The 13693-nt window shown below is 70.8% G+C and carries 10 protein-coding genes; 5 read left to right on the forward strand and 5 right to left on the reverse strand.

The genetic code is table 11. The features are described from left to right. Positions 1-15 precede the first annotated feature (15 nt). The 3 genes from IF09_RS0110650 (at position 16) to mshC (ending at position 2776) form a co-directional block, all read left to right on the forward strand. Positions 16-606 (forward strand): DUF3090 domain-containing protein, encoded by a 591-nt coding sequence (locus tag IF09_RS0110650; RefSeq protein WP_030294308.1) that lies wholly within the window; start codon positions 16-18, stop codon positions 604-606. Next, complete coding sequence (locus tag IF09_RS0110655; protein ID WP_078613180.1) at positions 570-1436, forward strand: SCO1664 family protein; 867 nt, start codon at positions 570-572, stop codon at positions 1434-1436. Before IF09_RS0110650 ends, IF09_RS0110655 begins: the two co-directional genes overlap by 37 nt. Positions 1437-1546: 110 nt before the next feature. After that, a complete protein-coding gene (mshC, locus tag IF09_RS0110660; protein WP_030294312.1) occupies positions 1547-2776 on the forward strand; it encodes a cysteine--1-D-myo-inosityl 2-amino-2-deoxy-alpha-D-glucopyranoside ligase in 1230 nt (409 codons plus the stop codon). Between the two features lie 74 nt (positions 2777-2850). On the opposite strand, the gene IF09_RS0110665 is transcribed toward mshC, so the two are convergent. From IF09_RS0110665 to IF09_RS0110685, 5 genes are all read right to left on the reverse strand, one after another. Then, a complete protein-coding gene (locus IF09_RS0110665) occupies positions 2851-3834 on the reverse strand; it encodes a PAC2 family protein (RefSeq protein WP_030294313.1) in 984 nt (327 codons plus the stop codon). Positions 3835-3961: 127 nt separating this feature from the next. Then, a complete protein-coding gene (locus IF09_RS0110670; RefSeq protein WP_030294314.1) occupies positions 3962-5569 on the reverse strand; it encodes a glycerol-3-phosphate dehydrogenase/oxidase in 1608 nt (535 codons plus the stop codon). Positions 5570-5605: 36 nt separating this feature from the next. Beyond that, on the reverse strand, positions 5606-7132 hold the full coding sequence (gene glpK / locus IF09_RS0110675) for a glycerol kinase GlpK (RefSeq protein ID WP_030294315.1): 1527 nt from the start codon (positions 7130-7132) through the stop codon (positions 5606-5608). A 75-nt stretch (positions 7133-7207) separates the two neighbouring features. Then, positions 7208-7990 (reverse strand): MIP/aquaporin family protein, encoded by a 783-nt coding sequence (locus tag IF09_RS0110680; RefSeq protein ID WP_030294316.1) that lies wholly within the window; start codon positions 7988-7990, stop codon positions 7208-7210. 312 nt (positions 7991-8302) lie between these two features. Then, entirely contained in the window at positions 8303-9070 is a 768-nt protein-coding gene (locus IF09_RS0110685; RefSeq protein WP_030294317.1) for an IclR family transcriptional regulator, read from the reverse strand. 252 nt (positions 9071-9322) lie between these two features. On the opposite strand from IF09_RS0110685, the gene metH reads away from it, so the two are divergent. Together metH and IF09_RS0110695 are read left to right on the forward strand one after the other, a co-directional pair. After that, the gene (gene metH, locus IF09_RS0110690) at positions 9323-12835 is read left to right on the forward strand and encodes a methionine synthase (protein ID WP_030294318.1); all 3513 of its coding nucleotides are present in this window, start codon (positions 9323-9325) and stop codon (positions 12833-12835) included. A gap of 114 nt (positions 12836-12949) precedes the next feature. Beyond that, complete coding sequence (locus IF09_RS0110695; RefSeq protein WP_030294319.1) at positions 12950-13651, forward strand: HAD family hydrolase; 702 nt, start codon at positions 12950-12952, stop codon at positions 13649-13651. The last annotated feature ends 42 nt before the right edge of the window (positions 13652-13693 follow it).

Raw genomic sequence — 13693 nt, forward strand, 5'->3', positions numbered from 1 at the left:
ACTTGGAGACTGGACGTGCCCCGTCAGGTGTTCCTCTACGATCCGCCGGACCGCTTCGTGGCCGGCACGGTCGGCCTTCCGGGACGCCGTACGTTCTTCCTGCAGGCATCGTCCGGCCCCCGCGTCACCAGCGTCTCCCTGGAGAAGACCCAGGTCGCTGCGCTGGCCGAGCGGATGGACGAGCTGCTGGACGAGGTCGTACGGCGCACCGGCGGCAATGCCCCGGTCCCGGCCGTCGCCCCCGCCGAGGCCGCCGACACCGCGCCGCTGGACGTCCCGGTCGACGAGGAGTTCCGCGTCGGCACCATGGCCCTGGCCTGGGACGGCGAGGAACAGCGGATGATCGTCGAGGCGCAGGCTCTGGTGGAACTCGAGGCCGACTCGGAGGAGGATCTCGCCGAGGCGGAGGAGCGGCTGCTCCAGGACGAGGAGAACGGCCCGCCGATGCTGCGGGTCCGCCTCACCGGCGCCCAGGCCCGGGCCTTCGCCAAGCGGGCCCTTGACGTGGTCAACGCCGGCCGGCCGCCGTGCCCGCTGTGCAGCCTGCCGCTGGATCCCGAGGGCCACGTGTGCCCGCGCCAGAACGGCTACCGGCGCCAGGTGTGACCACCACGGGGGAACTTGAGGAGCTGCTCGCCAAGGGCGAGCTGAAGGTCGTCGGCCGGATCCGCGAGGCGTCCAACGCCGTGCTGCTGTGCACGGTGACGTACGGGGACGCCAGCGCCGACTGCGTGTACAAGCCGGTCAAGGGGGAGCGCCCGCTGTGGGACTTCCCGGACGGGAACCTCGCGCAGCGGGAGGTCGCCGCCTACCTGGTCTCCGAGGCCATGGGCTGGGGCCTGGTGCCGCCGACCGTGCTGCGCGACGGGCCGTACGGCGAGGGCATGGTCCAGCTGTGGATCGCGTCCACGCCCGCCGGGGACGGGCCGGAAGACGCCGAGAAGTCGGACGAGAGCGGCCTGCTGGCCCTCGTCGAGGGCGAGGAGGCGGGGGAGGGCTGGAAGCCGGTCGCCCTCGCCGACGTCGGGGAGGGGCGCACCGCGCTGCTCGTGCACGCCGACGACCCGCGCCTGCGCCGGCTCGCCGTCCTCGACGCCGTGATCAACAACGGCGACCGCAAGGGCGGCCACCTGCTGCCCGCGCCCGACGGGCGGCTCTACGGCATCGACCACGGGGTCACCTTCCACCGCGAGGACAAGCTGCGGACCCTGCTGTGGGGCTGGGCGGGCGAACCGCTGACCGACGAGGCGCGCGAGGTGCTGGCCTCGCTGTCGGCCCTGCTGGCCGACGGGGAGCCGCTCGCCGCCCGGCTGGCCGAACTGATCACACCGGTCGAGCTGGCCGCCGTACGGGCCCGGGTGGCCCATCTGCTGCGCACCGGGGTGCATCCGCAGCCGTCGGGGCAGTGGCCCGCGATCCCCTGGCCGCCGGTCTGAACCGGACGGACCGGAGACGCACAGAACCGGCCAGACCGCAAGAGTGCTGATCAAGCCAACAGTGCAGGTCCGGTTCGTTTTCGGAACAGGCGTCCGGTTAGGCTCGAGACATGCATGCCTGGCCCGCTTCTGAGGTCCCCGCCCTGCCCGGCAAGGGCCGCGACCTCCAGATCCACGACACCGCGACCCAGGGGACGATCACCCTCGCCCCCGGTCCCGTCGCCCGTATCTACGTCTGCGGCATCACCCCGTACGACGCGACCCACATCGGTCACGCGGCGACCTACAACGCGTTCGACCTCGTGCAACGCGTGTGGCTCGACACCAAGCGGCAGGTCCACTACGTCCAGAACGTCACGGACGTGGACGATCCGCTGCTGGAGCGGGCGCTGCGCGACAACCTGGACTGGACCGAGCTCGCGGAGCGCGAGACGGCCCTCTTCCGCGAGGACATGACGGCCCTGCGGATGCTGCCCCCGCAGCAGTACATCGGCGCCGTCGAGGCCATACCCGGCATCGTGCCGCTGGTGGAGCGGCTGCGCGACGCCGGCGCGGCGTACGAGCTGGACGGCGACATCTACTTCTCGGTCGGGTCCGACGCGAACTTCGGCAAGGTCTCCAACCTGGACGCCGAGGCGATGCGGCTGCTGTCCGCGGAGCGCGGTGGCGACCCGGAGCGCCCGGGGAAGAAGAACCCGCTGGACCCGATGCTGTGGATGGCGGCGCGCCCGGGCGAGCCGAGCTGGGACGGCGCCTCCCTGGGCCCGGGCCGGCCCGGCTGGCACATCGAGTGCGTCGCCATCGCCCTGGACCACCTGGGCATGGGCTTCGACATCCAGGGCGGAGGCTCCGACCTGACGTTCCCGCACCACGAGATGGGCGCCTCGCACGCGCAGGTGCTGACGGGCGAGTTCCCGATGGCCAAGGCCTATGTGCACGCGGGCATGGTCGCGCTGCACGGCGAGAAGATGTCGAAGTCGAAGGGCAACCTGGTCTTCGTCTCCGCGCTGCGGCGCGCCGGGGTGGACCCGGCTGCGATCCGCCTCGCGCTGCTCTCGCACCACTACCGGGCCGACTGGGAGTGGACGGACGAGGTCCTCGAGCAGGCGGTGGCCCGCCTGGAGCGCTGGCGCGCGGCCGTGTCCCGGCCGGACGGCCTGCCGGCGGACGCGCTCGTCGAGGAGGTCCGCGAGGCGCTGGCGAACGACCTGGACGCGCCGGCCGCGCTGGCGGCGGTGGACCGCTGGGTGGACGCCCAGAACGCCTCCGACGGGGACGACGAGTCCGCGCCGGGCCTGGTCTCGCGCACGGTCGACGCCCTCCTGGGCGTGGCCCTGTAACCCGCCGCAGCCGAAGCCGCCGATGCCCCCTGTCCTTCCGGGCAGGGGGCATCGCTGCGTTCAGGGCCGGCCGGCTACGCCTCGGGAGGCGTGTCGTCCTCGTCCGGGGCCGGCGGCTCCTCGCCCGCCGGGTCCTGCTTGCGCTTCGGGGGGCGGGTCAGGCCGCTGCTCGTGTCGCGGAGGTAGGAGCCGTCGCCCGCCTCGGCCGGGGGCCCCGCCGGGTCACGGCGCCGCAGGTACCGCTCGAACTCCCGGGCGATGGCGTCGCCCGACGCCTCCGGCAGGTCCGCCGTGTCCCGCGCCTCCTCCAGCGTCTGGACGTACTCCGCCACCTCGCTGTCCTCCGCGGCCAGTTGGTCCACGCCGAGCTGCCACGCCCGCGCGTCCTCCGGGAGTTCGCCCAGCGGGATCCGGATGTCGATCAGGTCCTCCAGCCGGTTCAGCAGGGCCAGCGTCGCCTTCGGGTTCGGCGGCTGGGAGACGTAGTGCGGGACCGCCGCCCACAGGGACACCGCCGGCACTCCGGCATGCGTGCAGGCCTCCTGGAGAATGCCCACGATCCCCGTGGGGCCCTCGTACTTCGTCTCCTCCAGGTCCATCGTGCGCGCCAGGTCCGGGTCCGAGGTGACCCCGCTGACCGGCACCGGCCGCGTGTGCGGGGTGTCGCCGAGCAGGGCGCCCAGGATCACCACCATCTCCACGCCCAGTTCGTGCGCGAAGCCCAGGATCTCGTTGCAGAACGACCGCCACCGCATGGACGGTTCGATGCCCCGTACGAGGACGAGGTCACGCGGCTTCGCGCCGCTGATCCGGACCACCGACAGCCTCGTCGTCGGCCACGTGATCTTCCGTACCCCGTTGTCCAGCCACACCGTCGGCCGGTTGACCTGGAAGTCGTAGTAGTCCTCGGCGTCCAGCGCCGCGAAGACCTCGCCCTTCCACTCCCGGTCCAGGTGCGCGACCGCACCGGAGGCCGCGTCACCCGCGTCGTTCCAGCCCTCGAACGCGGCCACCATGACCGGGTCGATCAGCTCGGGCACGCCCTCAAGCTCGATCACCCAGGTCTCCTTCCGAAGTTCCCTTGCGTACGTGGGTCAGCCTAAGCCTTGAGACGACACCAGCCACAGCCCACGACAGAGGGGCGGTTCCCCTCGGAACCGCCCCTCTTCCCCACCTGCGTGGCAGCTATGCCTTGCGGCTCAGCATCTCCTCGACCCGCGCGCGCACGGAGTCGTCGTCCAGGCCGCGGACCGTCACCGTGGTGCGCCGGCGCAGCACGTCGTCGACCGTCTCGGCCCACTCGTTGTCACGGGCGTAGGCGACCTGCGCCCAGATCTCCGGGCCGTCCGGGTGGATCCGCTCGGCCAGCGCCGGGTCCTCGTTCGCGAGGCGCGCGATGTCGAAGGCCAGCGAGCCGTAGTGCGAGGCCAGGTGGCGGGCGGTGAGCGGGTCCATCCGCGTGCCGGGCTCGCGGTCCACCAGCAGGCGGTGCGCGACGGCGTTGGGGTTGGCGACGCCGGGCAGCGGCACCCGGCGTACGAGCGACTTCACCGGCTCCATGTCGTCGGTGAGCGGGCTGCCGGGCAGCTTGGCCAGCTTGTCCATGACCACGCGGCCGATGTGCCGGTACGTCGTCCACTTGCCGCCGGCCACCGACAGCATGCCGCCGGCGCCCTCGGAGACGACGGTCTCGCGCTTGGCCTTCTCGACGCCGCCGGGGCCGCCGGGCAGCACCCGCAGGCCGGCGAAGGCGTACGTCATCAGCGAGCGGTCGAGGTCCGCGTCCTTCACCGAGAACGCGGCCTCGTCCAGGATCTGCTGGATGTCGGACTCGGTGGCGCGCACGTCCGCCGGGTCGCCCTCGTACACCTCGTCGGTGGTGCCGAGCAGCAGCTGGTCCTCCCACGGGAGGGCGAAGGTGATGCGGTACTTGTCGATCGGGGTGGCCATGGCGGCCTTCCACGGCGACTTGCGCTTCATGACGATGTGCGCGCCCTTGGAGAGGCGGATCGACGGCATCGAGTGCTTGTCTTCCATGCGCCGCAGGTGGTCCACCCACGGGCCGGTGGCGTTGAGCACGACGCGCGCGTCGACGCCGAACTCGGTGCCGTCGAGGCGGTCCTTGAGCTCGGCACCGGTGACCCGGCCGCGCGTCATGCGCAGGCCGGTGACCTCGGCGTGGTTGAGGACGACGGCGCCCGACTCGACGGCCGCGCGGACCGTCATCACGGCGACGCGGGAGTCGTTCATCTGGTGGTCGTAGTAGACCGCGACGGCCTTCAGGTTGTCCGTCTTCAGGCCCGGGTTGTCGGCGGCGGCACGGGCCGGGGATATGACCTTGCCCATGCCGTCGCCGAAGGCCGAGAGGGCGGAGTAGGCGAAGACGCCCGCGCCCAGCTTGGCCGCACCGACCGGTCCGCCCTTGTAGACCGGCAGGTAGAAGGTGAGCGGATTGACCAGGTGCGGGGCCACGTCCTTGGCCAGCACCCGGCGCTCGTGGTGGTTCTCGGCGACCAGCTTGACCGCGCCGGTCTGCAGGTAGCGCAAGCCCCCGTGGACGAGCTTGGAGGAGGCCGAGGAGGTGGCGCCGGCGAAGTCGCCGGCGTCCACCATGGCAACCCGCAGACCCGACTGCGCGGCGTGCCAGGCCACCGAGGTGCCCAGGATTCCACCGCCGATGACCAGCAGGTCGTACGTGGCCTTGGCCAGCTGCTCACGGGTCTCGGCGCGGCTCGCGTTCGAACCGGCGGTCGGGTGCGTGCCCAGAGTGGGAACGCTCTGCAGGCTGCTCATATCTTTAGCTCCTCGTCGATTGACTCAGCTGGTGCGTCAGCTGGCGTCTTCGTCGTCGATCCAGCCCATGGACCGCTCGACGGCCTTGAGCCAGTTCTTGTACTCGCGGTCCCGCTGCTCGGCGGGCATCCGCGGGGTCCACTCCGCCGCGCGGCGCCAGTTGGCGCGCAGGGCGTCGGTGTCGGGCCAGAAGCCGACGGCCAGGCCGGCGGCGTAGGCGGCGCCGAGGCAGGTGGTCTCCGCGACCATGGGACGGACCACGGGGGCGTCCACGAAGTCGGAGAGGGTCTGCATCAGCAGGTTGTTGGAGGTCATGCCGCCGTCGACCTTGAGGGCCGCGAGCTCGACGCCCGAGTCCTTGGTCATGGCGTCGGTGATCTCGCGGGTCTGCCAGGCGGTGGCCTCCAGGACGGCACGGGCGATGTGCGCCCTGGTGACGTACCGGGTGAGGCCGGCGATCACACCGCGGGCGTCGGAGCGCCAGTACGGGGCGAACAGGCCGGAGAAGGCCGGCACGAAGTAGGCGCCGCCGTTGTCCTCGACCGAGAGCGCGAGGGTCTCGATCTCGGCCGCGGTCTTGATCATGCCCATCTGGTCGCGCATCCACTGGACGAGCGAGCCGGTGACGGCGATGGAGCCCTCCAGCGCGTAGACCGGCTTCTGGTCGCCGATCTTGTAGCCGACCGTGGTCAGCAGGCCGCTGTAGGAGTTGATGACCTTGTCGCCGGTGTTCATCAGCATGAACGTGCCGGTGCCGTACGTGGACTTCGCCTCGCCCTCGGCGAAACAGGTCTGGCCGAAGAGGGCGGCCTGCTGGTCACCGAGCGCCGAGGCGACCGGGACACCGGCGAGGACGCCGTCCTTGACGTGGCCGTAGACCTCGGCGGAGGACTTGATCTCGGGGAGGATGTCGAGCGGAACCTCCATGGACTCCGCGATCTTGGCGTCCCACTCCAGGGTGTGGAGGTTCATCAGCATGGTGCGCGAGGCGTTGGTGACGTCCGTGACGTGCACACCGCCCTGGGCGCCACCGGTGAGGTTCCAGATGACCCAGGAGTCCATGGTGCCGAAGAGGATGTCGCCGGCCTCGGCGCGCTCGCGCAGGCCCTCGACGTTGTCGAGCAGCCAGCGGGCCTTGGGACCGGCGAAGTAGCTCGCCAGCGGCAGGCCGGTCTCGCGGCGGAAGCGGTCCTGGCCGACGTTGCGGCCGAGCTCCTTGCACAGGGTATCGGTGCGGGTGTCCTGCCACACCAGCGCGTTGTGCACCGGCTCGCCGGTGTTCTTGTCCCACAGGACGGTGGTCTCGCGCTGGTTGGTGATGCCGATCGCCTTGACGTCGGCGGCGGTGATCTCGGCCTTGGCGATGGCCCCGGCGACGACCTCCTGGACGTTGGTCCAGATCTCGGAGGCGTCGTGCTCGACCCAGCCCGGCTTCGGGAAGATCTGCTCGTGCTCCTTCTGGTCGACGGCGACGATGCGGCCGTCGCGGTCGAAGACGATGCAGCGGGAGGAGGTGGTGCCCTGGTCGATCGCGGCGATGAAGGGGCCGGTGCTGCTGGTCATGTGGCTGCTCCTGGCAGGTCTAGGTAGGCGGAATCAGGTGGGCAGTGCGGATCTTGCGATACGTACCGATGCTGATCAGGCGAACGCGATGTTGTACAGACCACCGGCGAGGGCGGCACCGACGAGCGGGCCGACCACCGGGATCCAGGAGTATCCCCAGTCGGAGCCGCCCTTGTTGGGCAGCGGCAGCAGGGCGTGGACGATGCGCGGACCGAGGTCGCGGACCGGGTTGATGGCGTAGCCGGTCGGGCCGCCGAGCGAGAGGCCGATGCCGACGACGACGAAGGAGGTGATCAGGACGCCGATGACGCCGAGGCCCTTGCCGCCGTCCTGGAGGCCCTGGGTCAGGATCGCCAGGACCAGGACGGCCGTACCGATGATTTCGGTCACGAGGTTCTGGACGACGTTGCGGATCTCGGGGCCGGTGGAGAAGACACCGAGCACCGGGCCGGCCTGGTCGTGAGGGTGCGGGTCCTCGGGGCCGAGCTTGGCGTCACGGATGTGCTCCGGGTCCGAGAGGTGCACCCGGAACTGTCCGTAGTAGGTGACCCACATCAGGACCGCGCCGAGCATGGCGCCGAGCAGCTGTCCGGCGAAGTAGACCGGAACGTCGCTCCAGTCGCCGTTCTTGATGGCCAGGCCGACGGTGACCGCCGGGTTGAGGTGCGCACCGGAGAGCGGGGCGGAAACGTAGGCGGCGATCAGGACGGCGAAACCCCAGCCGAACGTGATCGCGAGCCAGCCTGCGTTCCGGGCCTTGGAGCTCTTGAGCGTCACGGCGGCGCAGACGCCACCGCCGAGCAGGGTGAGCAGGGCGGTACCGATGGTCTCGCCGATGAAGATGTCGGAGGTGGACACCCGCGACTCCTTTGCCTTGCAGGGGTGGGCGGACACCGGGTCCCGTCCGGTGGTCCGCGCACGCGGTGAGTGCTTCACCGGTCCTTGGCCTTGCCACACCCTAACGCGTATTGCCGGTAGGTGTTCGACAATGCCGACCGATGAACGGCAGTTTTCCGCCCAGGTGAAGAACGCGTCAAGGGTCGGCCAGGCCAAAGTGTCGGATCGTTACCACTAGGTGCGATCAGCCAAACCCGGCCATCGGATGGCCGGAATATGGCGAAAAGAGGGCAGAAAGCGGCCAGGTAGTGGCCGGAAGTCGCCGGAAGGGGCCTAGAACCGGCCCGCGCCGAGGTCGCGTGAAACAGCGCGCGCGCAGTCCCGCACGGACGCCACGAGGCTCGCCCGGGGCTCCCCGGACTCCCCGCAGACCCGCTCCACGGCCCCCGCGACCGCCACCGCACCCACCGGCATCCGGCGCCGGTCGTGGATCGGCGCCGCCACCGAGGCGATGCCGTCCCAGGTCTCCTCGACGTCCGCGGCCCAGCCGCGCGCCCGGGTCAGGTCGAGGACCTCCTCGAAGCCCGCGCCGTCCGTGACCGTCCGGGGGGTGAACGCCTCGCGCTCCGCCTCCAGTGCCTCCGTATGGGCGACCGGGTCGTACGCCGACAGCACCTTGCCCAGGGCCGTGGAGTGCAGCGGCTGCATGGCCCCCACCTCCAGCACCTGACGGCTGTCGTCCGGACGGAACACGTGGTGCATGATCAGCACGCCGCTCTTGTGGAGTACGCCCACATAGACGCTCTCGCCGCTCGCCCGGGCCAGATCGTCCGTCCAGACCAGCGCACGCGCCCGCAGCTCGTGCACGTCCAGATAGCTGTTGCCGAGGCGCAGCAGCTCCGCGCCCAGCTGGTACCGGCCCGACGCGGGGTCCTGCTCCACGAAGCCCTCGGCCTGCAGCGTGCGCAGGATCCCGTGCGCCGTGCCCTTGGCCAGGCCCAGGGAGCTGGCGACGTCCGAAAGGCCCAGCCGGCGCTCGCCGCCCGCCAGGAGTCGCAGCATCGCAGCGGCTCGTTCGAGCGACTGGATGTTCCGTGCCATCGCGCAGCCTCCTGCTGACGTAGTTCGACAATGCTGAACAGTATCGGCCGATGTCGACCTTGTGCACGGTTGGGCAACTGTTCAGGCCTCCGTCGGCCAGGACACCCCTGACAGACCCCCGCGCACAGAATGCAGTCCGCCACGTGGGACGCCCCCACCGGGGTTGATGCCGCGCGGTTACCCTGACCGCGTGCACCCTTGACACAGCGAGGGTGCAAAGCCGACAGCCGTCGCATCCCAGGGAGCTCAACCATGGCCTCGTTGCCGAACCCGCCCGCTGACACCCAGACCAGGGCCGATGCCCTCCGAGAGGCACTCGCGACCCGCGTGGTCGTCGCCGACGGAGCCATGGGAACGATGCTCCAGGCGCAGGACCCCTCGATGGAGGACTTCCAGCAGCTGGAAGGCTGCAACGAGGTCCTGAACGTCACCCGCCCCGACATCGTGCGCACGGTGCACGACGCGTACTTCGCGGTGGGCGTGGACTGCGTCGAGACCAACACCTTCGGCGCGAACTTTGCGGCACTCGCCGAGTACGACATCCCCGGACGCAACTTCGAGCTGTCGGAGTCCGGCGCCCGGATCGCCCGCGAGGTCGCCGACGAGTACACCGCGAAGAGCGGACGGCAGCGCTGGGTCCTCGGCTCCATGGGCCCCGGCACCAAGCTGCCCACCCTCGGCCACATCGACTACGCGACGATCCGCGACGCCTACCAGGTCAACGCCGAGGGCCTGCTCTCCGGCGGGGCCGACGCCCTGCTCGTCGAGACCACCCAGGACCTCCTCCAGACCAAGTCCTCCCTCATCGGCGCGCGGCGCGCGATGGAGGCGCTCGGCGTCTCCGTCCCGCTCATCTGCTCGGTCACCGTCGAGACCACCGGCACCATGCTCCTCGGCTCCGAGATCGGCGCCGCGCTCACCGCGCTGGAGCCGCTCGGCATCGACATGATCGGCCTGAACTGCGCCACCGGCCCCGCCGAGATGAGCGAGCACCTGCGCTACCTGGCCCGCAACGCACGCATCCCGCTCTCCTGCATGCCCAACGCGGGCCTGCCCGTCCTCGGCAAGAACGGCGCGCACTACCCGCTGTCCGCCCCCGAGCTCGCCGACGCCCAGGAGACCTTCGTCCGCGAGTACGGGCTCTCCCTCGTCGGCGGCTGCTGCGGTACGACCCCGGAGCACCTGCGCCAGGTCGTCGAGCGGGTCCGCGCCCTGACCCCGGCCGTCCGCGAGCCCCGGCCGGAGCCCGGCGCGTCCTCGCTCTACCAGACGGTGCCGTTCCGGCAGGACACCTCGTACATGGCGATCGGCGAGCGGACGAACGCCAACGGGTCGAAGAAGTTCCGCGAGGCCATGCTCGAGGCCCGCTGGGACGACTGCGTCGAGATGGCACGCGACCAGATCCGCGAGGGCGCGCACATGCTCGACCTGTGCGTGGACTACGTGGGCCGCGACGGCGTCGCCGACATGAAGGAGCTCGCCGGCCGGTTCGCGACGGCCTCGACGCTGCCGATCGTCCTGGACTCCACCGAGGTTCCCGTCATCCAGGCCGGCCTGGAGAAGCTCGGCGGGCGCGCCGTCATCAACTCCGTCAACTACGAGGACGGCGACGGCCCGGAGTCGCGTTTCGCCAAGGTCACCCGCCTGGCGCAGGAGCACGGCGCCGCGCTGATCGCGCTGACCATCGACGAGGAGGGCCAGGCCCGCACCGCCGAGCACAAGGTCGCCATCGCGGAACGGCTGATCGAGGACCTGACCGGCAACTGGGGCATCAACGAGTCGGACATCCTCATCGACACCCTGACCTTCACGATCTGCACCGGTCAGGAGGAGTCCCGGGGCGACGGCATCGCCACGATCGAGGCGATCCGCGAGCTCAAGCGCCGCCACCCGGACGTCCAGACCACGCTCGGCCTGTCGAACATCTCCTTCGGCCTGAACCCGGCCGCCCGTGTGCTGCTGAACTCGGTCTTCCTCGACGAGTGCGTCAAGGCGGGCCTGGACTCGGCGATCGTCCACGCGAGCAAGATCCTGCCCATCGCCCGGTTCGACGACGAGCAGGTCGGCACCGCCCTCGACCTGATCTACGACCGGCGCGCCGAGGGGTACGACCCGCTGCAGAAGCTGATGGCCCTCTTCGAGGGCGTCAACACCAAGTCGCTGAAGGCCGGCCGTGCCGAGGAACTCATGGCGCTCCCGCTGGACGAGAGGCTCCAGCGCCGGATCATCGACGGCGAGAAGAACGGCCTGGAGGCCGACCTCGACGAGGCGCTCGAGACCCGTCCGGCCCTGGACATCGTCAACGACACCCTGCTGGAGGGCATGAAGGTCGTCGGCGAGCTGTTCGGCTCGGGCCAGATGCAGCTGCCGTTCGTCCTGCAGTCCGCCGAGGTCATGAAGACGGCGGTCGCCTACCTCGAGCCGCACATGGAGAAGACCGACGACGAGGGCAAGGGCACCATCGTCCTCGCCACCGTCCGCGGCGACGTCCACGACATCGGCAAGAACCTCGTCGACATCATCCTCACCAACAACGGCTACAACGTCGTCAACATCGGCATCAAGCAGCCGGTCTCCGCGATCCTCGAGGCCGCACAGGAGCACAAGGCCGACGTCATCGGCATGTCCGGCCTGCTCGTGAAGTCGACCGTGATCATGAAGGAGAACCTGGAGGAGCTCAACCAGCGCAAGCTGGCGGCCGACTACCCGGTCATCCTCGGCGGCGCCGCCCTGACCCGCGCCTACGTCGAACAGGACCTCCACGAGATCTACGAGGGCGAGGTCCGCTACGCCCGCGACGCCTTCGAGGGCCTGCGCCTGATGGACGCCCTGATCGCCGTCAAGCGGGGCGTGCCGGGCGCCGCCCTGCCCGAGCTGAAGCAGCGCCGGGTGGCCAAGCGGGACACTCCTCTCACCCAGGTGGAGGAGCCGGAGGAGCCGGGCGGCCGTTCCGACGTCGCGATCGACAACCCGGTCCCGGCCCCGCCCTTCTGGGGCACGCGCGTGGTCAAGGGCATCCCGCTCAAGGACTACGCCTCCTGGCTGGACGAGGGCGCCCTGTTCAAGGGCCAGTGGGGCCTCAAGCAGGCCCGCGCCGGCGGGGCCACGTACGAGGAGCTCGTCGAGAGCGAGGGCCGGCCGCGGCTGCGCGGGCTCCTCGACAAACTGCACACCGAGAACCTGCTCGAGGCGGCGGTGGTCTACGGCTACTTCCCCTGCGTCTCCAAGGGCGAGGACCTGATCATCCTCGACGACGACGGGAACGAGCGGACCCGCTTCACCTTCCCGCGCCAGCGCCGCGGCCGCCGCCTGTGCCTCGCCGACTTCTTCCGCCCGGAGGAGTCCGGCGAGACCGACGTCGTGGGCCTCCAGGTGGTCACGGTCGGGTCGAAGATCGGCGAGGCCACGGCCAAGCTGTTCGAGTCCGACTCCTACCGCGAGTACCTCGAGCTGCACGGCCTGTCGGTGCAGCTCGCGGAGGCCATGGCCGAGTACTGGCACGCCCGCGTCCGCGCCGAGCTCGGCTTCGGCGGCGAGGACCCGGCGGCCGTGGAGGACATGTTCGACCTGAAGTACCGCGGCGCCCGCTTCTCGCTGGGCTACGGAGCCTGCCCCGACCTGGAGGACCGCGCCAAGATCGCCGACCTCCTCCAGCCGGAGCGGATCGGGGTCCACCTCTCCGAGGAGTTCCAGCTCCACCCGGAGCAGTCCACCGACGCGATCGTCATCCACCACCCCGAAGCGAAGTATTTCAACGCACGCTGACGCGGACCGACGTACACTTGTCGGTCCCATACAGGCCGGTCGCCTGTTCCCCCGGGGGATGCCCCATGGGGAAGAGGCGGCCGGCCTTCTCGTCCCCCGAGAGAGGTGTGCCGGATGACCAGCACCGTTCCCGCCCCCGTCGCCCGTACGGCCGACGGGCATGCCCTGCAGGCGGTGCTGCTCGACATGGACGGCACCCTCGTCGACACCGAGGGCTTCTGGTGGGAGATCGAGGTCGACGTCTTCGGCGAGCTCGGCCACCGGCTCGACGACGCCTGGCGCGACATCGTCGTCGGCGGGCCCATGACCCGCAGCGCCGCCTTCCTCATCGAGTCCACCGGCGCCGCCATCACCCTTTCGGAGCTGAGCGTCCTGCTCAACGAGCGCTTCGAGGCGCGGATCGCCGACCAGGTGCCGCTCATGCCGGGCGCCGAGCGGCTGCTGGCCGAGCTGGCCCGGTACAACGTGCCCACCGCCCTCGTCTCCGCCTCGCACCGCCGCGTCATCGACCGGGTGCTGCGCTCACTGGGCCCCGACCGGTTCGCGCTGAGCGTGGCCGGCGACGAGGTGGCCCGGACCAAGCCGCACCCCGACCCGTACCTGCTGGCCGCCCGCACCCTCGGCGCGCACCCCTCGCGCTGCGCGGTCATCGAGGACACCGCGACCGGAGTCGCCTCCGCCGAGGCCGCCGGCTGCCGGGTCGTGGCCGTCCCCTCGGTCGGCGTCATCGCGCCCGCCCCGGGCCGCACCGTCGTCCGCTCGCTGGAGGACGTCGACCTTCCGTTCCTGCGCTCCCTCATCACTCCGATGAACTGATCACACACGCTCAGTGCCGAAGGGAACGGCCGCCGGATCGAG

The sequence above is a fragment of the Streptomyces katrae genome, assembly GCF_000717655.1.
Classification (GTDB): Bacteria; Actinomycetota; Actinomycetes; order Streptomycetales; family Streptomycetaceae; genus Streptomyces; species Streptomyces katrae_B.

Bases quoted from the DNA above. Each gene is read 5' to 3' on its own strand.
- mshC (WP_030294312.1), top strand. From the start codon at position 1,547: ATGCATGCCTGGCCCGCTTCTGAGGTCCCCGCCCTGCCCGGCAAGGGC.
- IF09_RS0110695 (WP_030294319.1), top strand. From the start codon at position 12,950: ATGACCAGCACCGTTCCCGCCCCCGTCGCCCGTACGGCCGACGGGCAT.
- IF09_RS0110685 (WP_030294317.1), bottom strand. From the start codon at position 9,070: ATGGCACGGAACATCCAGTCGCTCGAACGAGCCGCTGCGATGCTGCGA.
- metH (WP_030294318.1), top strand. From the start codon at position 9,323: ATGGCCTCGTTGCCGAACCCGCCCGCTGACACCCAGACCAGGGCCGAT.
- glpK (WP_030294315.1), bottom strand. From the start codon at position 7,132: ATGACCAGCAGCACCGGCCCCTTCATCGCCGCGATCGACCAGGGCACC.
- IF09_RS0110670 (WP_030294314.1), bottom strand. From the start codon at position 5,569: ATGAGCAGCCTGCAGAGCGTTCCCACTCTGGGCACGCACCCGACCGCC.